26 protein-coding genes are annotated in these 25821 nt (G+C 57.2%); 19 read left to right on the top strand and 7 right to left on the bottom strand.

The window, feature by feature from the left end:
* Nucleotides 1–280 precede the first annotated feature (280 nt).
* Nucleotides 281–493, top strand: a complete 213-nt coding sequence (locus tag AC2GXZ_RS30045) for a helix-turn-helix domain-containing protein (protein WP_483762931.1) — start codon at nucleotides 281–283, stop codon at nucleotides 491–493.
* A 16-nt stretch (nucleotides 494–509) separates the two neighbouring features.
* On the opposite strand, the gene AC2GXZ_RS30040 is transcribed toward AC2GXZ_RS30045, so the two are convergent.
* Complete coding sequence (locus AC2GXZ_RS30040) at nucleotides 510–722, bottom strand: helix-turn-helix domain-containing protein (protein WP_483762930.1); 213 nt, start codon at nucleotides 720–722, stop codon at nucleotides 510–512.
* 129 nt (nucleotides 723–851) lie between these two features.
* Here AC2GXZ_RS30040 and AC2GXZ_RS30035 point away from each other — a divergent pair, with 129 nt between their 5' ends.
* From AC2GXZ_RS30035 to AC2GXZ_RS30010, 6 genes are all read left to right on the top strand, one after another.
* The gene (locus AC2GXZ_RS30035) at nucleotides 852–1637 is read left to right on the top strand and encodes an IclR family transcriptional regulator (RefSeq protein WP_483762929.1); all 786 of its coding nucleotides are present in this window, start codon (nucleotides 852–854) and stop codon (nucleotides 1635–1637) included.
* Entirely contained in the window at nucleotides 1627–2817 is a 1191-nt protein-coding gene (locus tag AC2GXZ_RS30030; RefSeq protein WP_483762928.1) for a M24 family metallopeptidase, read from the top strand. Before AC2GXZ_RS30035 ends, AC2GXZ_RS30030 begins: the two co-directional genes overlap by 11 nt.
* Before the next feature lie 191 nt (nucleotides 2818–3008).
* The gene (locus tag AC2GXZ_RS30025) at nucleotides 3009–4061 is read left to right on the top strand and encodes a threonine synthase (protein WP_483762927.1); all 1053 of its coding nucleotides are present in this window, start codon (nucleotides 3009–3011) and stop codon (nucleotides 4059–4061) included.
* Between the two features lie 44 nt (nucleotides 4062–4105).
* Nucleotides 4106–5065: a Bug family tripartite tricarboxylate transporter substrate binding protein gene (locus tag AC2GXZ_RS30020; RefSeq protein ID WP_483762926.1), complete on the top strand. Its 960-nt coding sequence runs from the start codon at nucleotides 4106–4108 to the stop codon at nucleotides 5063–5065.
* Nucleotides 5062–5493 (top strand): tripartite tricarboxylate transporter TctB family protein, encoded by a 432-nt coding sequence (locus AC2GXZ_RS30015; RefSeq protein ID WP_483762925.1) that lies wholly within the window; start codon nucleotides 5062–5064, stop codon nucleotides 5491–5493. Before AC2GXZ_RS30020 ends, AC2GXZ_RS30015 begins: the two co-directional genes overlap by 4 nt.
* Before the next feature lie 2 nt (nucleotides 5494–5495).
* Entirely contained in the window at nucleotides 5496–6998 is a 1503-nt protein-coding gene (locus AC2GXZ_RS30010; RefSeq protein WP_483762924.1) for a tripartite tricarboxylate transporter permease, read from the top strand.
* On the opposite strand, the gene AC2GXZ_RS30005 is transcribed toward AC2GXZ_RS30010, so the two are convergent.
* Nucleotides 6995–8023, bottom strand: a complete 1029-nt coding sequence (locus AC2GXZ_RS30005) for a pyridoxal-phosphate dependent enzyme (RefSeq protein ID WP_483762923.1) — start codon at nucleotides 8021–8023, stop codon at nucleotides 6995–6997. The genes AC2GXZ_RS30010 and AC2GXZ_RS30005 overlap by 4 nt on opposite strands.
* A complete protein-coding gene (locus tag AC2GXZ_RS30000; protein WP_483762922.1) occupies nucleotides 8016–8753 on the bottom strand; it encodes a GHMP family kinase ATP-binding protein in 738 nt (245 codons plus the stop codon). Before AC2GXZ_RS30000 ends, AC2GXZ_RS30005 begins: the two co-directional genes overlap by 8 nt.
* 676 nt (nucleotides 8754–9429) lie before the next feature.
* Between AC2GXZ_RS30000 and AC2GXZ_RS29995 the strand changes: the two genes are divergently transcribed.
* The 7 genes from AC2GXZ_RS29995 (at nucleotide 9430) to AC2GXZ_RS29965 (ending at nucleotide 16135) form a co-directional block, all read left to right on the top strand.
* Complete coding sequence (locus AC2GXZ_RS29995) at nucleotides 9430–10242, top strand: ArdC family protein (RefSeq protein ID WP_483762921.1); 813 nt, start codon at nucleotides 9430–9432, stop codon at nucleotides 10240–10242.
* A 498-nt stretch (nucleotides 10243–10740) separates the two neighbouring features.
* Nucleotides 10741–11391, top strand: a complete 651-nt coding sequence (locus AC2GXZ_RS29990) for a class I SAM-dependent methyltransferase (RefSeq protein ID WP_483762920.1) — start codon at nucleotides 10741–10743, stop codon at nucleotides 11389–11391.
* A 9-nt stretch (nucleotides 11392–11400) separates the two neighbouring features.
* Nucleotides 11401–11904 (top strand): hypothetical protein, encoded by a 504-nt coding sequence (locus tag AC2GXZ_RS29985; protein WP_483762919.1) that lies wholly within the window; start codon nucleotides 11401–11403, stop codon nucleotides 11902–11904.
* Between the two features lie 88 nt (nucleotides 11905–11992).
* Nucleotides 11993–12271 carry a type II toxin-antitoxin system prevent-host-death family antitoxin gene (locus tag AC2GXZ_RS29980; RefSeq protein ID WP_483762918.1) on the top strand — a complete coding sequence of 93 codons (279 nt, stop codon included), beginning with the start codon at nucleotides 11993–11995 and terminating at the stop codon, nucleotides 12269–12271.
* 463 nt (nucleotides 12272–12734) lie between these two features.
* Nucleotides 12735–13997, top strand: a complete 1263-nt coding sequence (gene repC, locus AC2GXZ_RS29975; RefSeq protein WP_483762917.1) for a plasmid replication protein RepC — start codon at nucleotides 12735–12737, stop codon at nucleotides 13995–13997.
* A gap of 559 nt (nucleotides 13998–14556) precedes the next feature.
* The gene (locus tag AC2GXZ_RS29970) at nucleotides 14557–14880 is read left to right on the top strand and encodes a DUF736 domain-containing protein (RefSeq protein ID WP_483762916.1); all 324 of its coding nucleotides are present in this window, start codon (nucleotides 14557–14559) and stop codon (nucleotides 14878–14880) included.
* A gap of 835 nt (nucleotides 14881–15715) precedes the next feature.
* Nucleotides 15716–16135, top strand: a complete 420-nt coding sequence (locus AC2GXZ_RS29965; RefSeq protein ID WP_483762915.1) for a hypothetical protein — start codon at nucleotides 15716–15718, stop codon at nucleotides 16133–16135.
* Here the strand turns inward: AC2GXZ_RS29965 and AC2GXZ_RS29960 are convergent.
* Genes AC2GXZ_RS29960 through AC2GXZ_RS29950 form a run of 3 tightly spaced genes read right to left on the bottom strand, consistent with a single transcriptional unit; the run spans nucleotide 16098 to nucleotide 18452 of the window.
* Nucleotides 16098–18005 carry a type IV secretion system DNA-binding domain-containing protein gene (locus tag AC2GXZ_RS29960; RefSeq protein WP_483762914.1) on the bottom strand — a complete coding sequence of 636 codons (1908 nt, stop codon included), beginning with the start codon at nucleotides 18003–18005 and terminating at the stop codon, nucleotides 16098–16100. The two genes, AC2GXZ_RS29965 and AC2GXZ_RS29960, sit on opposite strands and share 38 nt — an antisense overlap.
* Entirely contained in the window at nucleotides 18002–18190 is a 189-nt protein-coding gene (locus AC2GXZ_RS29955; RefSeq protein WP_483762913.1) for a conjugal transfer protein TraD, read from the bottom strand. Before AC2GXZ_RS29955 ends, AC2GXZ_RS29960 begins: the two co-directional genes overlap by 4 nt.
* A gap of 40 nt (nucleotides 18191–18230) precedes the next feature.
* The gene (locus AC2GXZ_RS29950) at nucleotides 18231–18452 is read right to left on the bottom strand and encodes a TraC family protein (protein WP_483762912.1); all 222 of its coding nucleotides are present in this window, start codon (nucleotides 18450–18452) and stop codon (nucleotides 18231–18233) included.
* A 220-nt stretch (nucleotides 18453–18672) separates the two neighbouring features.
* Here AC2GXZ_RS29950 and traA point away from each other — a divergent pair, with 220 nt between their 5' ends.
* The 5 genes from traA to AC2GXZ_RS29925 all read left to right on the top strand — a co-directional run bounded on the left by traA (nucleotide 18673) and on the right by AC2GXZ_RS29925 (nucleotide 25492).
* Nucleotides 18673–22407: a Ti-type conjugative transfer relaxase TraA gene (gene traA, locus AC2GXZ_RS29945; RefSeq protein WP_483762911.1), complete on the top strand. Its 3735-nt coding sequence runs from the start codon at nucleotides 18673–18675 to the stop codon at nucleotides 22405–22407.
* A 143-nt stretch (nucleotides 22408–22550) separates the two neighbouring features.
* The gene (locus AC2GXZ_RS29940) at nucleotides 22551–23054 is read left to right on the top strand and encodes a DotD/TraH family lipoprotein (protein ID WP_483762910.1); all 504 of its coding nucleotides are present in this window, start codon (nucleotides 22551–22553) and stop codon (nucleotides 23052–23054) included.
* Nucleotides 23051–23935 carry a type IV secretory system conjugative DNA transfer family protein gene (locus AC2GXZ_RS29935; protein WP_483762909.1) on the top strand — a complete coding sequence of 295 codons (885 nt, stop codon included), beginning with the start codon at nucleotides 23051–23053 and terminating at the stop codon, nucleotides 23933–23935. The genes AC2GXZ_RS29940 and AC2GXZ_RS29935 overlap by 4 nt, the downstream gene beginning before the upstream one ends.
* Before the next feature lie 12 nt (nucleotides 23936–23947).
* The gene (locus tag AC2GXZ_RS29930; RefSeq protein ID WP_483762908.1) at nucleotides 23948–25168 is read left to right on the top strand and encodes a type IV pilus twitching motility protein PilT; all 1221 of its coding nucleotides are present in this window, start codon (nucleotides 23948–23950) and stop codon (nucleotides 25166–25168) included.
* A gap of 153 nt (nucleotides 25169–25321) precedes the next feature.
* Nucleotides 25322–25492 (top strand): hypothetical protein, encoded by a 171-nt coding sequence (locus tag AC2GXZ_RS29925; protein ID WP_483762907.1) that lies wholly within the window; start codon nucleotides 25322–25324, stop codon nucleotides 25490–25492.
* Nucleotides 25493–25508: 16 nt separating this feature from the next.
* On the opposite strand, the gene AC2GXZ_RS29920 is transcribed toward AC2GXZ_RS29925, so the two are convergent.
* Entirely contained in the window at nucleotides 25509–25772 is a 264-nt protein-coding gene (locus tag AC2GXZ_RS29920) for a hypothetical protein (RefSeq protein ID WP_483762906.1), read from the bottom strand.
* Between the last annotated feature and the right edge of the window lie 49 nt (nucleotides 25773–25821).

Here is a 25821-nt window from a genome sequence, read left to right as displayed (position 1 = left end):
GGTCGCAGGCGAGTGGTAGGGACTCTGAAATGGTGACGGCCTGAAACCCAAAGCGACGGCCGAATATGCGAAGGGTGCGAGCCACAAGTCCAGGCTCTTTAGCCTGGGATATCGCCTCAGCGAACATTTCGAATGACCCATGCGAACACTGATCCATTAAATCGCTCCGTACTGAAACGTCGCCACGCTAGTGCGCATTCGGTCGAGAGAAAATAACTCGCTGTCATATTGACCATTATAGTAGGTGGAGGGCTATCACTTCCTCTGGAACATAGGGGTGATGAGATTGAGAAGCGTGTTCGCCCGAAATCTGCGACTTGCGCGACATCGTTCGCGGCTTTCGCAATATGAACTAGCCCAGCTTGCCGGCTTGGACCGTAACTACGTTGGCAAGCTTGAACGTGAGGAAAGTTCACCTACGGTCGACACTATCGAGGCATTGGCGATCGCACTGGATTGCGATCCTGAGCGGTTTCTCACCTTCGCGGAATAGTCTGATACGATCTCAGTCATATTGGCGGAGTGATCAGATCGCATAGCGTCACACTGAGTTCCTCGGCCAAGCGTTCCAGTGAAGAAATCGTCGGGTTTGACCTGCCGTTTTCCAATTCGCTCAGATATGCTCGCGTGAAACCGCTACGGAAGGATAGCTCTTCCTGCGTGATCTTGCGGGCTTTCCTGAAGCGTCTGACGTTTTTGCCGATGGTTATGCTGGTCTCCATCCGGCGATGCTGCAAAAATGTATACTATAGCACGACACGTTATACCCGACATTTTCGCTTGACACCGAGCGTTACCAGCTGCCTTAATTCCGTTATCGGCACACTGTGCGCATATACGGAACACGGAAGATGCAGGGAAACTTGTCGCTAGAGCGCGGTCTCGCGGTCCTAAAGGTTATAACAATGGCGGAGGAGGCACTCGGCGTCCGCGAGATCGCTCGACGTTGCGATCAAAGCCCGTCCAGCGTCCAGCGCATACTCAATACGCTAGGCGATCAAGGGTTTGTTGAGCAGGTAGCCGAGACACGCCGGTATCGATCTGGCCGCGAGATCTTGAACCTCGCCCGCAAGCAACTGGATCAAGACGAGCTCATCGCGCTCGCGAGATTTCAGCTCAAACGTCTTGCCGATGACTTCGACTTGAATGCCTTCCTTGGGTCTCGGCGAGGAACGAAGGCAATTTATCTCGATGCGCTTCAGAGCAGCGGTTCCCTGGTGATCCGTGCAACGCCTGGTGAGAAAATGCTTCTCCATTCAACCGCATTGGGAAAAGCTCTCCTGATGGATGCCTCTGACGAGGAAATTCACGAGCTCGCCAAGGCTGAGCCATTCATTCAGAAGACGCCGCGCACAGTTACGGACCCGTACAAGCTGATCGACCAGCTCAGACGTGCGCGCCAGGTTGGATACGCAACGGCCCTCAACGAGAATATTGCAGGCGTATTTTCCATTGGGGCTCCTATCCGCGATCATACGGGCGCGATCGTAGCGGCGCTCAGCTTCGCCTTTCCGCGCGCTCTCCAGCCCCGTCTTTCGGTGGCGGAGCTGGGTGTGCAGGTCGCGCAAGCCGCTAACAGGGTTCTGGGTCCTTATGATGGTATAAGCAGAAACAGGGATAATAGTGATGTTGCTTAATGAAGATCGGCTTTTCATGGAGATGGATCGGCGCGGCTTCGACGTCGTGATCGGTACAGCGGCAGAAAATGTAACCTATCTGTCAAATTTCTGGGCGCTTCCACAATGGATCCGACCTGGCCCTCAAGCATACGCCATACGATCGCGACATAACCGCGGTAGCTCAAGCATCATCACCAGCAGCGGGACACTTGATCTTGTCGCCGACCAACCGGTCTCGGCAACCCGTGTGCGTCATTACGGCGAATTTTCCGTGCGGGCCGGAAAAGATCATCAGCTTGATGAGACCAGTCGCAAGCTTCTATCCATGCAAGACGGACCATGTCACTCGCATCCGATCGATGCGCTGGCGGTGGAACTCAAAGAGCTTTCTCTCGACCGTTCTCGGATCGGTATCGATGTCGAAGGGCTTCAGCCGGGTTACCTGGAAAAACTGAAAAACGCTGTCCCGGATGCGCAGTTTGTGGATGCGGGGAGCGCTCTCCGTAAAGTCCGCAGCGTGAAGACGCGTGAAGAGATCACTCGATTGCGTCGTGTCGGCGAAATTGCCGAAGAGGCGATCGGTACGGCGCTAGACCTGGCGCAAGTCGGCATGACGGAGCTTGAAATGGCCCGCATTTTTCACACGGTGACCGTTCAGGCAGATGCCGTTCCTGTTCTCGGCTGTATCGGTTTCGGCGAACGCAGCGCTCTCATGAACGTACAACCTTCGGATCGTCCACTCCGTCGAGGCGACGTCATCCGTTTCGACGCCGGTGGGCGATACAAGTATTACCGCGCGGATATAGCCCGAATTGCCGTCTTTGGGGTTAACCCTGGGCCGATCGAAGGCCTCTATGAGGCACTTCGTGCTGGAGTTGATCGCGGCGCGGAGTTGGCTCGACCTGGTGTTGCAGCCAGCGAGCTGTTCTCCGCGGTTTGTGGTGAGGTTCGCCGATGCGGGATCATCGACTATGAGCGTAACCATGTCGGGCACGGTATCGGCCTTGACGGCTATGATGGCCCGATTCTTTCCCCTTCCAGCAACGACGTACTGGAGGAGGGAATGGTCGTTTGCATAGAGACACCTTACTACCGGATCGGCGAGTTCGGATTGCAAGTGGAGGACATGTTCGTCATCAAGGCTGACGGTGTGGAGCGGCTGACGAATGCAGGGCCGCTGCGGGTGATCCAGTCATGATCGGTCCTGATCTCGCACTAGCCTGTCTACGATGCCACGAGGTTGTCTCGGCTACCTTTCCGATTACGTCGGAAGGATGCCTACACTGCTCCACGACTGCGCCTTCTAATTTCCGCGCGCATTATGCGATACGCTGGAAACCTGACGCATGGCATGCAGGCCAAGTACCCTCGATTTGGCGATACAACGCTATGCTGCCAATTGATACGTCGTTTCGGGAGACGCTTGGAGAAGGGCTGACGCCCCTCACTCCTACCAAAAGGCTTGGTACCTTACTCAAAGTGCCGGGACTTTTGCTAAAGGACGAAAGCCGCAACCCGACTGGTTCCCACAAAGACAGATTTTCTGCAGTTTTCGTGTCCTACGCGCGCCAGCGTGGATATAGCACAATAGCAACAGCAAGTTCCGGAAATGCTGGGGCGTCTCTCGCGGCCTACGCCAGCAAAGCGGGTATGAGTTGCGTTGTCGCGACCACGGCGGGCGGTCCACGCGCCATGGCCGCGCAAATCGAAGCATTTGGTGCAACCATCGTACCTTTTAAGGACAAACACGATCGATGGCGGTTCCTGGCGCAAGGCTCAAAAGACAAAGGATGGCTGATTGCATCGCCGTTCCGCGCGCCGGTCGTCGGCAGCCATCCGATCGGGATCGAGGGCTACAAGACGCTCGCCTTCGAAATCACCGAGCAGTTGGGTGGAAGGGTACCTGAGTGGTGTGTCCTGCCCGTATGCTACGGCGATGCACTTGCCGGGGTCTGGCAAGGATTCAAGGATCTCCAGGCCCTTCATATCATTGACACGCTGCCGCGCCTGATCGCGGCAGAAGCTTATGGTTCGCTTGCGCAAACCATGATCGATGGTGGTGACAAGTTGGTCTCGATGCCACGAAATTTCGAGACAGCGGCTGTGTCGATCGGCGCAACGCAAAGCAGCTTTCAGGCTCTGAACGCGATCAGGGAATCTGGCGGTGTCGCCTGCCCTGTTACCAATGACGAACTCACCGCGATGCAATCACAGCTTGCTACAAGCGAGGGTGTTTTTGCAGAACTCTCTTCGGTAGCGGCCTTTGCGGCAATCGAAAAACTCTCCGACCGCGGACAGTTTTCCAAGAACGACACTATCGTTGCGATCACGACGTCCTCAGGACTCAAGGACCTCGAGTTCGGTGCTGTAGCGAAACGCAGGATACCGTTTCCGTCTCCCAAATCAGCCTGGGACGCGCTGGAAGACACTGCGTTCGGCTGAACCGAACGGGCATGAAATCAAAATAAACAAAAAGGGGATCTATGATGAATAGACGACAGTTTCTTATTGCCTCTGGAAGCATGGCAACCTTTCCGTCCATCGCATTCGCGCAGGCGAACGCGCGGCCGACTGCCAGCGCCACGATCCTTGTCGGTTTTTCGGCGGGTGGTGCCGGCGATCTTGCGGCTCGGGTTGCCGCGGAATTCGCAAAACAGGATAGAAGCTATCCGGTCGGCGTCGAGTTTCGACCCGGCGCGGGTGGCACGATCGCAACCGACCAGGTCAGACGTGCCACGGCCGATGGAACGATCTTATCACTTTATTCAGTGAGCCCTCTTCTTGTGGCTCCACAAATTCAGAAACTTCCTTACGATCCACTCGCGGATTTCACCTACATCGCGTCCTTCGCAAACACGGCGATCCCCGCATTTGTCCATGCAAACAGTCCGCATCAGTCTTGGGAGGAGCTCCTAGCCTTTGCGAAAGCTAGGCGGGGAAAGCTGCGCTGGGCGACAGCTGCTCCTCGAGGCATGGCTCATATCGCAACGGAGGCGGCTTTCCGTCAGGAAGGCGTTACCGGCGCCTTCGTCCCGTTCTCCGGCGGCACCGACGCAATTACGGCATTGTTGGGCGGCCATATTGATATGGTGGTTGCGGCAGATTTCGCGCCGCACTTAAATGCAGGGAAGGTGCGATTGCTCGCAGAGAGCGGCCCGGAACCGATCAAAGGGCATCCAGACATCCCGACTTTCAAGCAACTCGGATATCCCTTGTCGATTGCTAGCTCTTACGGACTGTTCGGACCGTCGAGCCTTCCTAAACCGGTCATCAGTTTCTGGGAGCAAGCCATCCGGGACATGGTCGGTACCGAACTCTACCAGAAATTCCTGACGACGCTTGGGGGGCAGACGTTTTTCCAGGATAGTGCGACGCTCACTGCTACAGTCAAATCGGACTTTGCTGCGATCGGAAAACAGATCGAATTGCTGGGGTTCGCTCAATGACCCTAAAGCGTTTCACACCTACCTTCTTGCTAGTCGGCGCACTTACCACTGCTTTTGCGTCTGTTCGTCTCGGCCTCTGGTCATTTGGAGCACCCGGCCCCGGCTTTTTCCCTCTGGTCGCGTCCTTTATCATACTTGTCGGTGTGCTTTGCGAACTGGTCGCACGACCAAGCTCCCAGGAGAGCACGGAACCGACCGACTGGGTTCGTTTCCTTCAATATTGCGGTGCGATCATCGGGTTTGTGGTCGGAGTTCATTTCCTTGGCGCCGGCCCTGCAATTTTCCTCTTTATCACGCTGGTACTCGGCCGGATCGAACGGGTCGGATGGAGGCGCTCAGCCACAATCGCCGCCGCTGCAGCCATCACGAGTTGGAGCGTATTTCATAGCTTGCTCTCCGTTCCACTCCCCCAAGGTATTTGGAGCTAGTCATGGACGCTGTACTCAATCTTATGCATGGTTTTTCTATTGCGGTCGAACCGACCAATCTCGGCATCGCGCTGATCGGCGTCATCGTCGGTACCGCCGTCGGTGTTCTGCCCGGCTTAGGTCCTACCGCAACGGTCAGCCTGCTCTTGCCCATTTCGATCTCGCTCGATCAAACGGCTGCAATCATTCTTCTTGCGGCCATCTATTATGGAGCAATGTATGGTGGATCGATCACTTCCATCCTGATCAAGGTTCCCGGAGAGGCGGCGAGTGCGGTCACGTCGCTCGACGGATATGCGATGACTTTGAAAGGTCGTGCGGGCGCAGCGCTTGGCATGTCCGCTTTTGCAAGCTTCATAGCGGGAATTGCCGCCACGCTTGGTATCGCAATCGTCGGGCCGTCTTTCGCCGAAAAAGCACTCAGCTTCGGTCCCATCGAACGCACCGGCCTTGTCCTCTTCGGACTGACGCTCGCAGCGTCGGTCGGTAATGGCTCGCGAGCAAAGGCTTGGACAATGGTCGGGCTCGGCTTGCTCCTTTCCACCTTCGGCGTTGATATTGTCTCTGGAGAGGAGCGGTTCACGTTCGGAAGCCCGGACATGCGAGACGGGATCGATATCGCCATCCTCGCTATGGGGCTGTTCGGGGTGAGTGAAGTGCTCGCGTCGGCGGAAAAGAAGTTTGCCGGCCAGTCCGGTAATCTTCCTAGCTATCGCCTGCGTGATCTCTTGCCTGATCGCCATGAATGGAAAGCATCTGCCGGACCAATTGCGCGCGGATCTGTCCTCGGATTCCTGCTTGGCCTGTTGCCGGGCGGTGGCGCTCTCATATCGAGTTTTGCCAGCTACGTGATGGAAAAGAAGCTGTCATCGACGCCTGAACGCTTCGGGAACGGCGCAATCGAGGGCGTTGCCGGACCAGAAAGTGCCAACAATTCCGCAGCACAGGCAAGCTTTATTCCACTCTTATGCCTGGGAATACCAGCAAACGCAGTTATCGGAGTGATCATGGGTGCTTTGCTGATGCAGGGCGTGACACCGGGTCCCGAACTATTAAATCTGCACCCGGATCTTTTTTGGGGTGTTGTCGCCAGCATGCTTGTCGGGAATGCAATGCTTGTCGTTCTCAACGTACCCTTGGTTCGCTTCTTCGTGCTTTTGCTCAAAGTGCCCGAAGCTGTTCTTACACCTTTGATTCTCGTTTTTTGTACCATAGGTGCCTTCAGCATCAACAATAGTCTGTTTGATGTCGGCGTCATGATCGCGAGCGGATTCGCAGCGCATGTTTTGCAGAAGGCCGGCTATGAGCTTGCCCCTCTGCTACTCGCATTCCTCCTCGGATCCCTACTGGAGCAAAATTTGCAACAAAGCCTGATCATCAGTACCGGCGACTACAGTGCATTCGTGCGAAGCCCCATCAACGCGGCGTTTATGGCCGCAGCTGTTGTGACACTGATCTGGCCCATCCTTTCCGGAAGACTACTCGATTCCAAAACGCCAGCCTAAGTGCTGGGCGTAAGCTCTGCCAAGGAGCGCCGCGCCCATTTGAAGACAGTCCAGTCAGCTTCCGCGCCGACTGTTCCGAACTCCACAGCCGTTGGCCCGGGGGAGATCGCTTCGACCGAAGGTCGGTTGCTCGAGTGAGGATCGACCGCATAGGCGGTCGATGTGTATCGGTGGCCCTCGTCCGCGGCGAGAAATACCGTTTTCAGATCGGGACTGTTTCTTGCTATCCAGTCGGCAACGAGAAAGGCAGCACCGCTGGTTGGACCAGCAAAAATTCCGTGGCTTCGGTAAAGCGCGAGCATAGCGTCGCGCGCGGGCTCCACCCCGACCCAATAGACATGATCGACCAATTCATGACGGAGATTTGCCGGTATGATGCTGTTCCCCATCCCACGTAAACGTCGCGGTGCCAATGGTTGGCCGAAAAGCACGCTGCCATGCGTATCAACGGCTACAATCTCCAGGTCGGGAAATGCTATTGTCAGAAACTGCGCGGTGCCGCTCAAAGACCCTCCTGAACCAACGCTGGCCACCAAACGATCGACGTGTCCGATTTTCTGAACAATCAAACTGGCGACAGCCGCGTATGACATCGGGTTGTCGGGGTTCGCATATTGGTTCGGCCAGAAGGCGCAAGGATCTTTCGCCAGAATCCTTTCGACAATCTCTAGGCGGGACTGTTGGTTGCCACTCCCCACGGGATCGTGGGTAACAACCAGTGTAGCGCCGAGCAACTTCAGCCGATGTTCAAATGTCTTGTCGATCAGGCTGTCAGCCGAAACCAGAGACAAGCGATAGCCTCGCGCAGCAGAGATCATCGCCAGCGCCATGCCAAATGTCCCGGATGTTGTTTCAACGATCTGGCCCCCCGGCTTCAGTAGCCCGCGATCCTCCGCGCGATCAAGCATGAACCTCGCCGGTAGCAGTTTCATCAGGCCGAAGCAGACGCCCCAGAGGTTGGGCCTCAGTTGGGCAATGCGAGGTATTTCGAAATCTTCGAGTCGGTGGCGCGATAATTCAGTCAAAGGACACCTCCGCAATCGAGGGTGTTGCGAACCGCACGACATCCATGAAGCGCTCCTGCCAAAGAAGTTCGATTGTGGCATCAATGGTCCGTCGATCGCAGGGCGGCAGCATTAGCCCAGCAATGTTACCGCTATGGGCGATTTGGATACCGATAGCGCCTGAGATCTGCGCTAGTCTCTCGATTTCCACGAACCGAGAGATAGCTAGATGACGCTGGTTCATCCTTGCACTGGCGTGACTGACCTGACCGAGGACCGAAAGATCGCAGGAATGTACCGCCTTGGCGGCTAGTGCGCGAAGTACCGAGAATTCTTCGATTTCGCGAGAAGAATATCGCGCGGGGACCAGGTTCTCGGTGATGACCGGAGGATCGCCAGTTTTGAACCCGATGATCGTCATTGCCGGATAGTCGCCGCCAAATGTGTCGATCAGTTCGCCTGAACGGTGCCCGTACAGTACTGGCTGATCGTGGAAAGCCAATGAGTCGCTGGCGATTTCGGCCGCGACCGAAATCCTCGATATAGTTCTGCGAGACAGTGTCAGCCGGGCAAGGTCTGCTATGGCCCTTATAGTCGCGATGACATCTGCGGTGGATGAGCCTAAACCAGAGCCTTGCGGTATGTTACTCTGGATTGTGAGATCGCCACCAAGATTCTTCAGCCCGAGCACGTTCAGTGTAAGTTGGGCGGCTCTAGCAGCTTTCAAGCTCGAAGGAGGACGGGTATTCACACCTCCTTCCTGTCTCGGCCAAAATGTCGCCCTGCTATGGTACAGTGGACAAGGAACGGTCAGGAGTCCGCGCTTTAGCCGATAGCGCTGGTCAAAAAATACTCCTTGGAGGAATTCGCCATGGTGCCCGTTACAACACCCGATGCCGATACGACAGTGCCGCAACGACTCTAGTTCAAGCTGACCTTCCCTCATCTTCCAGATCCCCGTTTGCCAGCAGCCTGTGCTAATTCAAAGGGAATTTAAATCCTTGTTTAGCAGCAGATTGGGCGACTATATAGGGTAAAAACCTCACCCGACCTGATGCCTCCCGGTCCGGCCGTTGCGGCTGCCAGACGGTGGATGTACCGCGAGGCCCCACGGTCGAAGGGCCACGAACGGTCGAGGTTTTCAACCTCGGCATATCTAAAGTTGCGGGGAAAAACCGGCCGCCGTTCTCTCCCCCACAAGGTCCCTCGACGGGTGTCCCCGTCCTTCCTCCCAGCTCCTGATGTCGCAGCTCGTGCAGGATCGGCCGGCATGCGCCGGCCACCCCTTCGGGCAGGTGATCCCCCTCCCGATCGATGAACCTTGTCCCCCTCTCTTCCGATCGGATCGCCGACTGCTCGGGAACAGGAGCGGGGCTCCTGCCCGACCGGGCAAGGGCCTTCCGCTTCGCGGGAAAAGGAGATTGAAAATGGCGAAATCGGCAGAGAAGAACACCGCACCGCGCGCTGACGTTTACGAGCGCATCACGGCCGCAATCGTGGCGCAGCTCGACCAAGGCACGCGGCCGTGGATGCAGCCATGGGGGGCGGGCGGCTCGCCGGTGCGGCCGCTACGTTACAACGGCGTTCCCTATCGTGGTATCAATACGCTGCTCTTGTGGATGACGGCCGCCGATCAGGGTTTCGTCTCGCAATTCTGGATGACCTACAAGCAGGCGCAGGAACTGGGCGGGCAGGTGCGCAAGGGTGAAAAATCCACCCTCGTCGTCTATGCCGGAGCAATTGAAAAGCAGGAAGAGGACGCAAAGGGCGCGCAGGCTGAACGGCGCATCCCGTTCATGAAAGGCTACAGCGTCTTTTGCGCCGACCAGATCGATGGTCTTCCCGACCATTACTATGCGAAGGCCGAGGCACCCGAGGGCGCGTTGACGAAGGAGCGGATCACCCGCGTCGATGCCTATTTCGCCAATACCGATGCAGATATCCGCGAAGGCGGCAACAAGGCGTTCTATAGCCCCGCTGGCGACTTCATCCAGATGCCGGCATTCTCGGCCTTCATCTCGGCCGAAGCCTTCGCGACAACCCTTGCGCATGAAGGAATTCATTGGAGCGCATCTCGCGTCGGGCGCGATCTTAGCCGCTATGCCAAGGATAATTCCGACCGCGCGCGCGAGGAGCTTGTGGCCGAATTGGGAAGCGTTTTTTTCGCGGCCGACCTTGGGCTTGCGATCGAGCCCTGCGACGATCATGCGGCCTATATTCAGTCTTGGGTCGCCTTATGATGAGGTCGGCATAACTTCAGTTATCTGCAGCAGCGGATAATGTGAAGGGACGCGACAGATCTGCCAGCGCCTGGGATCTCTGACCGCATTCCTCAGCATTATTTCAGAGCGTGTCGAGCCAAACGCTAGAGCCGCGAGGGCTTATGGCGACGGCGGGTTACCGGCCCTATTGCTTGGATCGACCCCGACTGTATCCGATAGCGAACATGATACTCAGGTATGTCAATCCTGCTGAACTGCAAATTAGTAAGAGAACGAGCGGGTAAAAAAGAAACGGCGCAGCGTTCGCATAGATTATTGTTCCTCGTGGACTTGGGAGTTCCCCTTGAATGAGACAAACGACGAACAGAACAAAGAAAACGGGCCCGATAAGAGAAATGCCCAGAACCGCTGCCCACCTCTGAAACCAATCTCTCACGCTATTGTGCCAACCATATCAATGGCGCGGCTGGGGCGTTTTTTACGCCCTATGATCTCGCGGCCGACTTTGAATTGAACGTGAGCGGCGAACGCATAATCGACCTGTGCGCCGGGATCGGCATGCTCAGCTATTTCGTCCTGTGCCGCTCTCGTTATTCCGGTCGGATCAAGGATCTTACCTGCGTCGAGTTCAACCCGCGATATTGCGAGGTCGGCCGCAAGCTTTTGCCGGAGGCCCGCTGGATCAACGCCGACCTGTTCGACTGGCGGGACTGGTGGCGTGATGAGCTCCGGGGCACTCGGTTCGATTGCGCCATTGGCAATCCGCCCTTTGGCAATGTTCGCCGCTCGGGCAATGCGCCGCGATACCGTGGCAAGGATTTCGAATTTCATGCGATCGATGTTGCTGCCGAGATGGCAAATCGGGGCGCGTTCATCCTTCCGCAGCAATCGGCAAGTTTCCGGTTTTCCGGATCGCAAACCTATTGCCGCGAAGTAAGCGGCAAGGGTGTGGAATTCGAGAAGGCGACCGGGTTTGTGATGGAAGACCCGCTCGGCGTTGATACCGGGCTCTACCGCGACAGTTGGAAAGATACGTCGATCATGACCGAGATCGCGACCTTCGATTTCGAAGAGGCGCGCTCACGCAAACGGATCGAAACGCAAGCGCTTGCCTCCCGCCCCCTGCCCCAATCAACCACAGCTGCCCAGCAGCTTGCTCTTTTGTGAGGTGATGCCGTGACGACGATCTATTTTGCAATGGAGTTTCACGGTCGCGGTGATCCGATGTTCGGCGGGAGCGCGGCCGGCTGGGCCCTGTATGGGACCGGTGACGGCCATCATGAGTTCATGTCGGCGTCGGACGCGCAGCGCCGTGGGGTGATCAAGTCCTATTTCGACAGCCAGGACAGAGCCGCCGCAGTTGGAGCCGCCTATCGGAAACGCGGTGGCTGCGTTGGTGCGATCCCGGTTGCACGCCACGACCGGATCGATACAGGCCAAATCCGCTGGCTGGTGGGACGTTTTCATGTCGGGCTTTCGGACGAAGAACTGACTGCGGAACTGATGAGGCGCGCTTCGTCGATCCCGGACGCGGACGTCCTCGCACAAGATGGTCGCCTATGGCCTTACCTTCCATCATGCCAATCAGGCACTGGTCCGCACGTTCGCGCTTTGAAGTCTTCGCCGCGTCGGACTGCTGCCACCGGCGCGGCGAATATCTGGCGGACGTCACAACCTTAAGGGGAGACGATGATTCACAGGATTTGTTACAATTGCGACTTGCGCCGCTTCCCTGAATCGGCGCGATTCTAGCTGTTTACTGAAATCATTGGAGAAAATACCCGAACTGGCCAAATTGCGCGCTTTACCCGACTCGTCTTATCCTTTTCCTAAGAAGTCAGACGAGGACGACGATTTGAAACAGTTTACTGCATCCGAGTTGCACGCCGCTCCGGCGGAAGTATGCGAGCAGGCATATCGCGGCCCCGTCGAAATTTTTAAAAACCGCCGCAGGAAATTCGTCATCCTCGCGGCGTCTGACTATGACGAGCTGGTCGAAAAGGCGCGCTCAACGCCTGCCCATCAGCCGACTGATTCGCATGCCTGATCCGGCGCCGGCCGGAAGCGGCGGTGCTCGACCACTGTGTGGTCTCGCACCAACCAGTACCGGATGCCGGTCCTAGACTGATTTCCTCCACAAGAGGAAATCAGGGTTTCCTAACGGAATTCGGGGTTTAAAAACCACCGTCATAATGCAAACTATTGCATAATGACGCCATTTTGCAAAACGTGGCAAATCGGTATAGCCTCCGGCCACGATGTGAAGAAGCGGCTGTAACCAGTCATTTAGGAGAAACGCAGGCCCGGAAAAAGCAAACCCCGTCGCAGCTAAAGCCACAACGGGGGAGAAAATCGCCTGGATCATTTAGCTTTGGAAGAGCTGTCTGATCCCAAATTCATCACTTTGGTCAGTGCTGAATCTAGGTTTTTTCCCTCCCACTGTCAATATCAAGCGCAGATTCTGCGAACGCTATCGCTTTGACCGGATTCCCGAGAAAAAGGAAATCCGAATGCTCCCTGTTGCGACTTTCAGGAAGGTGACGCCTGGCGTGATGGCCAGTGCGGCGCTGGCTGTGCGAGAGCATGCGCCACATGTCGACAAGTCCGACGTGGCGCGCGTGCTGAAACGTGTGCGCAGCCAGCTCGGCATCAGAGGCGTGGCCTTTGAGGTCCTCGACATGCTGCTGGCCATCTCCAAACCGGACGACTGGAAGCACGGCCGGCGCCCGGTCGTGTCCGTCTCGAACTATCGTGCCGCCTTTGAGCTTGGCGTCTCCGAAAAGACCATCACGCGCGCGCTTCGGCAGCTCGTCGAGGCAGGCATTCTTGCTTATCGCGACAGCCCGACCGGCCGCCGTTACAAGAACGACGACGGTGATGCCTACGGGCTCGACTTCACCCCGTCACTGCATCGCTATGCCGAATTAAAAGCCATGGCCGATGAGAAGGACAGCGTCTATCGCGAAGAACGCAGCACCCATCGTGAGACCGGTCGCATTTCTCGCCAGATCGTCGATACGCTGACCCATCTGCGCGCCGCTGGCCACAAGACCTCGGCCTTTGACGAGCATTTCAACGCCTTGATGCCCGATTACCATGCCCGCAGGCGCGATGCCGACTTCCTGGAAGAGCTCACCAATCTCCTCATCGATATTTTGCAGCACTTTGAGACTGGGGACCAAGAGGAAGAGACTGTGGAAGAAGCATATGCTGGAACCTCTAATTTGTCTTCCGCGGGGGACAATCCTGACCCCCAATATACAAATACAACCCCACCTTCTTATGTAGAAAAACAGCGGAATCGCGCTAGCGCGCGACGAAATCAATTTCAAGATGCCGGCTCTGCCGGCAAAATCGCTTACGAGAATAAGCTTGAGCGGGCGGGACCGAAGGCACAAGACCTCAACCGACACGAAAACCCTGACGACATCGCCTACCTGTTGCGCAAAGCCTGCTCGCAATTGCGGGCCGACTACATGATTGCAGCTGGCAGCTGGGCGGAACTCGCCCCGAGGATCGATGAGCTGCGGGCGATTATCGGGATCCCGCCGGAAACCTGGGCGCAGGGCGTAAAAGTTGGTGGCCGGTTCCACGCAGCGGCGGCGCTGGCGATCGTTGCGGAGAAGGTGATCCGCGCGGCCAGCGGACTTGAGGGCGGAACCGAAATCCGGCGGCCTGCGAAATACTTCCTGTCGATGCTCTATCGATCAGAAACTGGCGAGCTGAACCTGTTGCCGACTCTGCGTGTGTTGGCCCGGTCCGCGATGAATTGAGCCGATAGATTGCCAGCACCGGTCTGACGGTCCCCGGCGTAAGTCCGTCGATGCGGGCTTCGTGTCCTCGTCGGCAGGCTTGGCGCCGAGCAGCTGGTATCGACGAATGTGATGCGCCTGACATGAGCGGAGCGAACCGTGATCGCGAGCTGTTCTGCCCTGGGCTTTCGGATTTCGAGGTCGGCTGGAGGATAGGATCATGGTCGAGCGGATGGGGGGCGTTGGGATTGTGGTGCGTCAGCAGGTTGCCGTTTCGAGAAAGGGTGGCGGCGCGATCGGGGGCCGGGGCGGCAGCGTCGCCAATCCTGTTGACGAAAGGCCTGTCAGATGGGGCCGCTCCTTTGCCTTGGCGCGTTGTCGATCGATAGGCCACTAGGTTCGTCAGCCCGGCCAGCAACAGGGGTCGGCCACGATTTTCCCCGCGCTTCAGCGCTTCCTCGCGAACCAAAATCGCGCCCGCCGCCTGTCTTCCGCTAGCGCTTCAGCCCTTCGGGTGCAGCCCGTCCTTTCGACGTCCCTTTGTCATGTCCATCGACAACGCAAGCAAAGGAGCACCACAATGTCGAACCTCATCAACTTCATCCAGATCGACGAAGCCGCCAACACCATCACCGGCAACATCACAACCCTCACCTTCGACATCGACATCACCGGTGAGCCGGTCACCTCCGACAATCCCAAGGCCCCGGTGTTCCGCCTCTTCGCCATGACCCCGCGCAACCGCCGTATCGAGATCGGCGGCATCTGGAAGAAGCAGAACCGCCAGGATCAGGATTACTACTCGCTGTCGGTCAACACCGGCCACGGCCGGATCAATGCCAACCTCGGCCGCTATCCCGGCCAGGACGATGAAACCCTGATGGCGGTCATCCCCTGGGATTGATCGCCGGGGCCCCGCGGAGCGGGGCCTTCCCTTCTGCTCGATCCGCCTGAGCGGGTCGAGCCATTCGGCCAGTGGCCGAGCCATCTTTTCCAGCCCGAAGGGCCGAGCCCGAACAGGTTCGGGCGTAGCAGGCGGAGCTAGAACGCGCTGATCAAGTAGCGCCGAAGTGATAGCGGAGCCTTGTGGGAAAGGTGGCAATTTTTTCGAACGCGTGCTGCAGTCTCCGCGAGATTTGGTCGCCGCACGTCTTGAGTGTTCAATCCCTTCGGGACTGAGTGCTCGGAGCTAGCTGAGTTCGACCAATGCTTGTCTTCGCTCGGAACGAGACCGGGCTTTTTGACGTTTCGTTGATGAGAGTAAGGTCGTCCTGGGCATGTTTCGATGGGAGATAAGATGACAAAATCGGTCAGGATAGTTCGCTCGGAGCGGGCAAATCGGCGCGCGTAACGTCCATTTTTCTAAGCCAGAAGACCCTGAGACACGCAAGGAGATGCCGGGAAACAAAATTTTTGTTGATGTGGCCAAGGGGAGCAATAGACCAGGAAGGGCGATCTATGTAGGAAGGGTTGTATTGCGGTAGGGAGGATGCATCCGCACTCAACCATTTGTCGCCAAGACCCTTTTCTGTGAACTTGTGTCGGTTTGAAAGCAAACTTCTACGCGAGTGATTCACGCAACAAATCGGGTTAAATACTCTTGAGACATTCGGCTGTTTTGAAATGAAAGCGGGAGAGAGGCATCGCCTAGAAGGCGACGAAATGCATCGACGGTTCCAGATAAAATTTCACCGATAAGCGCGCCAATAAACTTTGAACTGCGAACCAAGGCCGACAAAATGAGTGATGAGTTAAGCATTCGGTTCTTTAATGGACCCCCGGACGCCGACGCCCTGTTGCCAGGTCAGGCTGGCGTGAATGCGTCTTTGATTGACCAACTGATTTTGAAGAAGCCAAGCAAGAATCCGCATTGGCATCGGCTGGTGTTTCATATCTTTATGAAGCCGGAAAGCGACGGGACCGTTCCTGCGAACCCGGTTCTCGCGGACGTAATTGGCGTCCACCACACGACGATTATTCGCCAAAAGAAGAATCTTGAGGCGCTGGGTTTGATCTATCGGACCAGAGTGACCGGCACCTACGCTTACCATCCAGACATCGTTGTGGTGAGGACAAAGTTGGGTCGGGTGGTTCGACACCCGCGCTATGGGCGCGCGGACATCACTGCCGATAGTCTCGGAACAGATCTACCGGTGTAACCACGCTCTTTTCGGTCGTGGTGTTATCTTCCTCATTCTGAGAGTTGCCTACCGATCGGACGGCGTCAAATTCCGCTTTCAATCCCTCGTTGCCGCTAGGCTTAAAAGGTGCCGTTCCACCTCTCGGCGGAGATTGATTTCCCTTCATCACGGCCTTCACGTAAGCCTCCAGATCGCTGCTATTGGCGAAGGTTGCATTGGGTTTGAACGTATAGGTCCAGCTTGCGGGAACGTTGCCTTCGCGCTGATCAGGCCGTCGATCCGGAAACGGAACCTCTACCTTGTAAAGATGTGGTCCGACGCCTGAGATGTAGACCTCGACCCCACGGCGGGTGACCTGAAGGCTGGCGAGGTCGGCGACGTTTAGTGCGACTTCGTGCTTGGTTTCCGGGAGCATCTTCTTGACGCCATCGGCGCCGAAATCTGGCCGCCAGTCGACATACTGGATCTGGCCGAAATACCGCTGAAGCTTGTCGGCGGTCGGGCCGGCATTGACCCTGGCGATGATCTTCGTTCCGATAGAAGCGGTCAGAGTGTTGAGGATCTCTTCGCCATAGTTTTTCTCGATCTGCGCATCGTCCTGAAGCCCGAGGACAGCGCAAACTCCCTTGGAGCGGCCGAGCGTTATGAAGCGCTCGAAATCCTTGATGCCGGGGAGTTGGCCCCATTCATCGAGAAAGAACCAGATCCGCCGGCGATCACTATCGCCGAGCAGGTTCGAGTCGGTCACTGTTGAAACTGCCACGGCGTATAGTGCGGATATCCAGCCATCCGACAGTTCGGCATACCGACCGGAATGTTGCACGAGGACCGTTCGATTGCGGGTCTTTTTGACGAGCCACTCGCGCAGTGAAAAGCGGACGCGGCCTTCATAAGTCGGCCAGGCTGTCGACAGCATATCGAGGACACGCATATGGGTTTCGAGCTGTCCGAGTGTCGACATGACCTGTTTGTAATCGGCCGACAGGAAGATGTCGGCACCACGATGATATAGCAGCATGGTGCGCAGCAGATCCTCTTGACTGCGTCGGGTCTCATTCAAAAGATCTGTCCAGGTCCAGGCACGCGGCTTCTCCGCCATGAGCTTGATCGTGCATCCGGCGAGAACCGCTCTTGCGGAGGCCGTGAAGAATGGATGGCCGCTTTCGGGGATGATACGGTGTGCGAGTTCGACGGCATCCTGGCTGACGATCAGATCCGCTGCTATGTCCCAAACCGCCGAACGCTCGTCCTGGGGTGCTAAGATCATGGGTGCGAATTCGTGGCCGGTGTCACCACGATTACTGGCAATGATCCGAGTATAGTCGCCCTTCTCATCGAAGATTATGGCCTTGTCGCCGCGCGCGATGACGGCATCGATGATGCGCCTGAAAATGACGGTTTTGCCGGAGCCCGGCGCACCGACGATCATGATGTGCCGTGTCTCACGCTCGAGGCTGAGGCGCCAGCCTCCGAAAATGTGAATTCCTGGCAGTTTTGGAAATTTGCTGTTCTTTAGTTCCTGGGCCGCGTCACGCAGAAGGCCGGGCAGACCCGCCTGGGTGAGGCCGGAGTGGATGACCCGATTTTGCGGTTGAAAGTATTTGATCCAGATTGCCATGAACGCGATGGCGATGGGGGCGACCCAGAGAATTACAAGGAAGATCCTCTGCGCCCTACCCGCCTTCGGATCGGCACCAGCGGCGGTGAGCTCTGCGGTGCATTGTCGCCAGTCCCACGGCAGAAGGCAGGCGGCGGGATCGCCAAGGCGTGAGCCGCCCCACGATCCGAGATGAAATCTCCAGTACCAGAATAATGCGGCCATTGGAGCGATGCATATTGCGATAAGTAGAAGGGGTTTGATCTCGGTATCGCGGGGCTTTTCTATCATGATCTGAAGGCTTCCTTGCCCTTGGCAATCATGGCTTCCCGAAGGGCCTGGTTTTCGCGTTGTTCTGACGCCGTCAAAAGGACCCCGAGAATGAAGGCCTTGTCTTCTTCTCGGAGCCCCGCCTTGATGACGAGACCTCCCAAAGTGATTTTCTCATGAGCATCCCTCTTCCGGCTTGCGGCCATGTGATCCCTCCAACGCTCATGATATTGATGTAACTTGAGGTTAAGCCGCCCGAGCGGTGTTGTCGGGTGCGTCCTGAAACTTAGCTGCCACCGCTTTCAGTGCGGAGAGCAGTTCGCGGTCTGCGATGTCGATATCGGCCAGTCCGGCTTTGACGGCCAGATCGCCTAGACGTTCACTTTCAGCTTTGCGATGAGCGTCAAGCTCTCCCTGAAGGCGGGCGATTTCGTCTTGAATGCGCTGGACGTTTTTCTTACGGGCCATTCCCACAATCTCCTTATCACTCCATTGAAAACATGCACTTAAGTCGCGACCTATTGCATAATGCCGCCATTTTACAAAACGCGTATCCAACGCGCAGTCAAGGAAAAATGAGTTGGCAGGGCCAACACTTTGTTTGATCCCACACCGGAGGCTCGCTCCGGTGTACTAAGGGCGCACTTATGTATCGACAGGCCGATACTTTGCTTATAGGTTGCGTCGCATGGCGATCTTTCACCTGCACGCGCAGATTTTGGGGAAAGCGAACGGCAACAGTGCCGTGGCGGCCGCTGCCTATCGCCATACTGCGAAAATGGAGAATGTCCGGACCGGGCAGGCTTATGACTATTCGCCCAAACGCGGCAATGTCCATTCCGAGTTTGCTGTTCCGGACACGGCTCCTGATTGGGCGCTCGCGCTAAAATCACTGCCAGCGCCCGAAGCCTCCAATGCATTCTGGAACGAAGTCGAGCTGTTCGAGACCAGAAGCGACGCGCAGTTCGCTCGGGAGATGACGCTTGCATTGCCGACGGAGTTGACGCGGGAGCAGAATATTGCGCTGGTGCGGGATTTCGTATCCGAGAACTTCACGTCTAAAGGCATCGTGGCAGACTGGGCCTATCACGAAACGGCGGGAAACCCGCATGCGCATGTCATGACCGCCCTTCGTCCGCTGACCGAGAGTGGCTTTGGGCCGAAGAACACGCCGCTACTCGACGATGACGGCGTCCAGGTTGTGAGGAAAAGCGGAAGTGGGAAGTATCGGCCTTTCGCCGGTGGCCCGGAACTGATCCCGGCGTTGCGCTCGTCTTGGGCAGAAGTGCAAAACGCGCACCTCGCTCGAAACGGTTTCGATATTGCTGTCGATCATCGGTCCTACAAGGATCAGGGTATTGAGCTGGACGCGACCATGCATCGCGGGCCGACGGCCGATGGTATGGATCGACGCGGTGCGGCTTCGGATCGGATTGTCGAAAACGATGCGATCGAGACCATCCGCAGGCGCCAGATCATGGATGATCCGGCAACCGTCTTGAGGCTGATTACAGCCCAGAAGGCAGTTTTCGACGAGCGGGATGTGGCGAAAGTCGTCCATCGCTATACGAGTACGCCGGAGGATTTTCAGGCGCTCTATCTGCGCGTCGGTGCGCTGGACGAGCAGGTGATGATTGCCACGCCGGTGATCGATCCGTTCACGGACAAGGTCCTTGAGAGGGCCAAATATACGACACGAGATGTCCTCGAAACCGAGCGAAAACTGATCAGCGATACAAGATCCCTATCGGTATCGACGGGGTTCGCCGTCAGCCGGGAAATGGCCGGGGAAAGATTGGTCGCCGTCGAGAAAGCGAATGGTTTCCAGTTCGATCCCGAGCAGCGGATTGTCATCGATGCGCTGACGGACGACCGGGCCATCGCAGTCATGGTCGGATATGCGGGCGCAGGCAAATCGACCGTCATGGGTGCCGTCAGGGCGATTTATGACGGCGAGGGTCGTCCGGTGTATGGCGCGGCATTGGCCGGTAAGGCAACCGTTGGCTTGCAGGAAAGCGCAGGGATAGAAAGCCGGACACTTGCGTCGTGGGAGGCATCGTGGAAGGCCGATTTGCGCCGACTCCAAAGGGGCGATGTCATGGTCATCGACGAGGCCGGCATGGTCTCTTCTGCACAGATGCAACGGTTTGTCGAGGCCGTTCATTTAGCTGGCGCGAAGCTCATCGTGCTGGGTGATGCACGCCAGTTGCAACCGATCGAATACGGAGCTGCCTTCAGGGCGATGGCCGACAAGGTCGGCTATTCGGTCTTGGGTGGAATTCGACGTCAGCGTCATGACTATATGCGGGATGCTTCGCTGGCCTTTGGCGCCGGTCGTTACGACGAGGCTCTTCAAGCCTACATTCAGAATGGCCACGTTCATCTTGAAGACGGTACGTCAGCCGCGCGCACTTCGATGGTCACGGCATGGTTCAGCGACTGGTCCGCCGGCGCAGATGTTCTCATGCTCGCCCATCGAAACAAGGACGTTTTCGCCCTCAACGAACTCGCTCGCTCGACGATCAAACGTGCGGATGGGTTGGAGAACGAATTCGAGTTCCAGGCCACGCGTGGTTCGCGGAATATTGCCGTCGGAGAGCGTATCGTGTTTCTCGAAAAGAGCCGCGATCTCGGGGTTCAAAACGGCACCTTTGCCACCGTCGTGTCTATCGACAAGGGTGTAGTAGTAGCAGAGACGAATGAGGGACATTCTGTCCGCTTCCATCAGTCGGAATATGCCAATATCGATTACGGCTACACGGCGACGATCCATAAAACGCAGGGTGCCACCGTCGACAGAGCGTTCGTTTATGGCGGCCCAACCCTCGACGCTCAGTTGGCTTATGTGGCGCTCACCCGGCATCGTGACGACGTCCAGCTGTTCGCGAGCGCAACGGATTTCTCTGGAATGGACGATTTCGTCGCCAAGCTGTCCCGTGAGCGCCTGCAGTCGACCACCTTGGCGCACGAGCACACAGAGGATTATCAGGAGTCTGTCCGAGATTTTGCGGAGCGGCGGGGTGTTGGGACCGAAGAGACCCTGGGCGAGTGGTGGCGGGCGAAGCTCGACAGCATGCGGTCCGTCCTCAATTCCGTCGTCGCGCGTTTTGATCGGCTGCGAATGATTTTGCATGGGCGGGACATCGCCGCAACGCCAGAACCGGCCGCGCGTTTCGCCGAAAGGCGGGCGCAGGATACGTCGTCTTCCACGCAACACCGGCAGAGCGCGTTTGCTCTACCGGTGTTGACGGTCGGCGTAAATCAAGCGCTGTCGAGATTGGATACACGGCGGGAGCATGTTGCCCTTGTTGATACGGACCGCGCACGGAAAAGCTGGTTTACCGCGGTCTCGTTCGAACTGAAAAACGGCAGCGCAGCTGGCGATTTGCTGAGCTTCAATCGAGCCATTGGTCGCATCATTCCGGGGCCGGCTATTCTCAGCATTGGCCCCGATCCTGAAAATGCGAGGGCGGCACCCCAGATGTTATCGCTCCCCGAGGATGTCCGAGAATTCTTTTTGGACAATTGGAAGATTGTCTACTCCGGCCAGCTTGCGGATGCGGATCAGACCAGGCTCGATGCTGCCCAGGCAGTCCTCTCCCATGCCAAGTCGGTGGGTGTCATCGACGACTATGAACGGAACCGCGCGCAATTCCTCCGACCAGAACAGCCTTTTATCGCGCCAGTGGCAGACTGGGCGCGCTCGGTTGACGAGGAGGTTGCTGATCGACTGGGGGCTAGCGAGCCGCTTGTGCGCGCTCGCCTAGACATTGGCCGCTTGGCTGAGCGTGTCTGGAAGGAGCCGGCTCCTATCGTCTCGTCGCTTATTGATGATCTGCGATTGCAGCCGGGGCTGTTTGAGGTAAGGCTTCGTGAAATCCTCGACGAGCCTCAGGCCTTTGGCGCCCTTCTTGGTGGGCGCAGCCTGCTAGGGCGTAATGATCCGGCCAGAGCAGCTGCACTGCAGTCGGCCCGGCCACTGGTTTCCGAGCTCGGCTATCTGCGCGACCGGGTCCATCTCCTGCGCCAGTCCTTCCGGGCGGACGAGATCGAGTTCCGGACTCAGATGCGCATCCCGGTGGAGGGCCTGTCGCCGGCGGCGAGGTTGCTCATCGAACGTGTCGGGGACTCGACCTCGCTTAAGGACCTTCGGACAGCCGATGAAAAGCTGGCGCTTGCTGAGGTCCGCCAGTTCGTTGCCGTCGTCGGTAGCAGACTTGGCCAATCGGACGGTGATGGCCTGCGGCAAGACCGCGTCGATCGGATCCGGTCGGTGTCCGACGTAAAGGAGTTTGCGGTCGTTCTCCAGACCTACGCCGGGGCGCGAAGAACCTTGTCGGCGATTGACAGTAGCGAACGGGCGGCCTCCGCCGAAAGAGCGATAGGCAGAGCGCGAGAGCAATCGCGCGGCCTCGAGATTTAGGCCGAGCGCGGGGCGCGGTGGAAATGAACGATTTGCATTATAAGGCCTAAATGCGAACTATTGCATAATGTGGCTAATTTGCTTACCGATGGATTCCGTTGGCAGCCCTGATTTGGGTGGCGGCGTCACACGGGGGCAAACACATGCGAATTCTGGCATGTCTCGCTTTGGCAATTGCCGTGGCAGGATGCGCGGAGAAGCCGAAATTCAAGACTTTGGCAGTCGGTCCGTACATTGATGGTAAAGTCGCGACAGCGGCCGAGGAAAAGCGTTACGCATCGCTCTATCCTCGAGCGCTCGAAGGGTATGCCCGCGCCACGATCACACTTCGCAACCCGACGGTCGCGTCAGAGGCGCTCCTCGTCACATCCGACGGCCGTTTCAATGGTACGGTCGAGGAGTTCGTGAAGCTTGTCGCTTCGAAAGTCGGCTATTCGGTGCGTGCATCGGGGGAACGCTCCGGCGCTGCGATCCATATTTCGGTGCAGATGGACGGCTACCCGTTGATCGGTATCCTGCAGGAAGGCTTCGGACAAGCGAAGCATCAGGCTCGGCTCGATATCGACCAGAGGCAGAGGGTCATGACGGTCCAATACATTCGCCCGGAGCGTAGCCCCGTCCCTCACCTGGATGATACCCGCCTATGACGACGCTGAAAACCATCCCGGCCGCCGCGACGGTCGCTTTGTTGCTATGTGCATGCTCCACGACCGAAAAGCCGAATGAGCCGCCACCGCCCCTCCTGATAGGAGGAGCCGACAAGCTGGCTGGCGCACCGCCGCTTTCCTACGAGCAGTTCGCGCGCGCCTCGCGCAACACGACGGGGGCAAGCCTAGTCGATCAGGGGCGCTTCTCGGCCTTGCGGGATGCTGCGCTGGCCTACGCGTCGCAGGCTGGGTACGAGCGCCGTCAGTGGGAGATTTTCAAGGATCTGGAAACGAAGGGGCCTGACCTTTCAAGGCAGTACAATTTCAACGATGTCGTCTACGTCGCGCCAAAGCAGGCCGGCTATGTCGTTCCGCCGGTGGTCAGCAGAGCGAAAGAAGCAATCACCATCACGCGTGGTGGGACCGAGAGCGTGGCAGCTGACGAATACTACCGAATCGAGCTGCCGGGGCGGCTGGTCAGCATTGTCCCGACGTGGCGGGACTATCTGATCATGGGCGTCGACAAGACCTTGGCTCCCGAAGACCATTTTCTGCCGGCCAATCGTGAGGAGCAGAAAATCTGGGATCGCTATATGGCAGAGGGCTGGGGTCAGGGGCGTCAGTTAGCCGAGGCGACACTGAAGGAAAATATGAACCTGCTGCAGCGCGATTATCAGGGCATGATCGAATACCGCCGCCTGGTCGATGCCGGGATGATCAACAGCTTGGTGATCCGGTCGAGCGAGGTACGGGCTCGCGGCACGGTGGACGAATTGTTTGTCGGTCAGCGCCGCGTGAAGATCGAAAACTCGGCGACCTTCAACACGAATTCCGGGCGATGGAAACCTGTCACTCGACGCTTCTCCGTCGTGAAGCCATGATCGGGGGAAAGCATGATCGACAAGGACCTCTTCAGCAAGGAGCCATTTGATCGGGATGCGACCTATAACCCGGTCCTGCAGGCAGAGCCGATACGGTTCGACAGCGACCTCAAGGCATTCGATGCTTTCCTCGTAGCGGCCGCCGAGCGCGGCGCCGCGGATATCTCGATCATGTCGGAAGGCCGGCCGCGCATCAAGGTAGGGGGCCGGCAGTACATGGCGACCAGACGGATACTGTTGCGATCGGAGGTCGATTTTCTGGTCGGCCACCTTTGGCGATCCGCGGATGCTGCCAGCATTATCAACCAAGGTCGCGCTCTCGATTTCGCATACGACATCGCCGTCGATCGCAACACAAGACAGCGGTTTCGGGTAAACGTATCCGGCGTCATGCGAGACGGAGCCCCAGGTGTCGAGGTTACGCTTCGGACCTTGCCGAATGTCACGCCCCGCTTTGAGGACGTCATGTTCGAGCCGGAACTGGTCGACTATCTCAATCCGGCGTCCGGTGTGATCGTCATTGCCGGGGGCACGGGCCACGGCAAATCGACAACTATGGCCGCGATCACTCGCCACCATATCGAGAACCGAGACAATGCTCGGAAAATCATCGACTACCAGTCCCCGATCGAGTTCACATTTGCGGATTTGCTTACCGAGCATTCAGATTCGGCCAGCTTCATCGCGCAATCTGAGATTGGCGTCGGCAGGAATTTTCCCGAGTTCTCTCAGGCTGTCTGGGCATCCCTACGCAGGGGACCATCGATCATAAATGTCGGCGAAGCCCGAGACATAGAATCGATCAAAGGATGTCTGCAGGCGAGCGTGACCGGCCATATCGTCAACACCACAACACACGCGGGGTCCGTCATTGAGGCTATTCGGCGTATGGTATTCGAATTCCCGTCTGCCGAGCAGACAGCGCGCGCTTTCGACCTGATCAGCGCCTTGCAGCTTGTCATCGTGCAAAGGCTTTTGAAGCGGTCCGATCGTCCGGGGCTGGTTGCAGTTCGCGAGTATCTGTTGTTCGATGAGGCGGTGCGCGAGCGCTACTATGAAAACAGCGTCGAGAACTGGGCGCATGTAACGAGTGGGCTGATGAAGGAGGCCCGGGCGAATTCGGCGATCCTTGCCCGATCAACGGGAGAGACTGCGCGTCGGTTTCTCGAAGACGGCATCATCGCGATGTCTGAAGCCAGGCGGTTCATACCGCGCGCGATGTTTGCGGAATAGGAGATATCAGTGAAATTTGGAATCGTGGTGTCATTCGGCTTTTCCATCCTACCTTCGATTGCAAATGCTATTGAGGTGCCCCAGGGAGAAACAGAACGGAAGGCCTAGTGCGGTGAGTATGTAACGATCCTCGAGCCTCGTAAGCCAAAGTTCATGAGCGGCAGCCCTCTCAACCAAGAGTTCTGGAAGAAAAATACGCCGGCCGCTGCCCAGGAAAAGCAGATTGCCGAATACAAAAGCAGCCTCCAGGACTTCCGCAAAAAGTCTCAAGCCAATGATGATCGAGTCCGCCTATGTCGCGGTTGGGGCTTCAGAGTGAACTGACCTAAATGGGGAGGCACTATCTGACACCTGGAAGGAAATTCCATGTCAGGTAGTTGCCCACCTTCCGCCCGACGAAGGCGGCAATCAGAAGGCCTGCGCCGAGTGCAATCTCGGTAGAGTATGCCCAAGGGTTCTTCGATATACCATAGAGCATGAACCCGAATGCGAGACCTCCAACTGAAAACATACAAATCAGGAGTATCGCGATCATCGGAAGATTGAGCAGGATAATCAAAGGCAGGAAGACAGCAACTCGAACTGTCTTCTCGATAAAGCCCATGCGAGCTTGCCGATCATAGGCGACTGGCTTTAGATATCTGAGCATGCAT

The organism is Aliirhizobium sp. YIM B11859, assembly GCF_057163345.1.
Note: the sequence above shows the minus strand (reverse complement) of the source record. Positions and strands in the feature narration are given on the sequence as shown.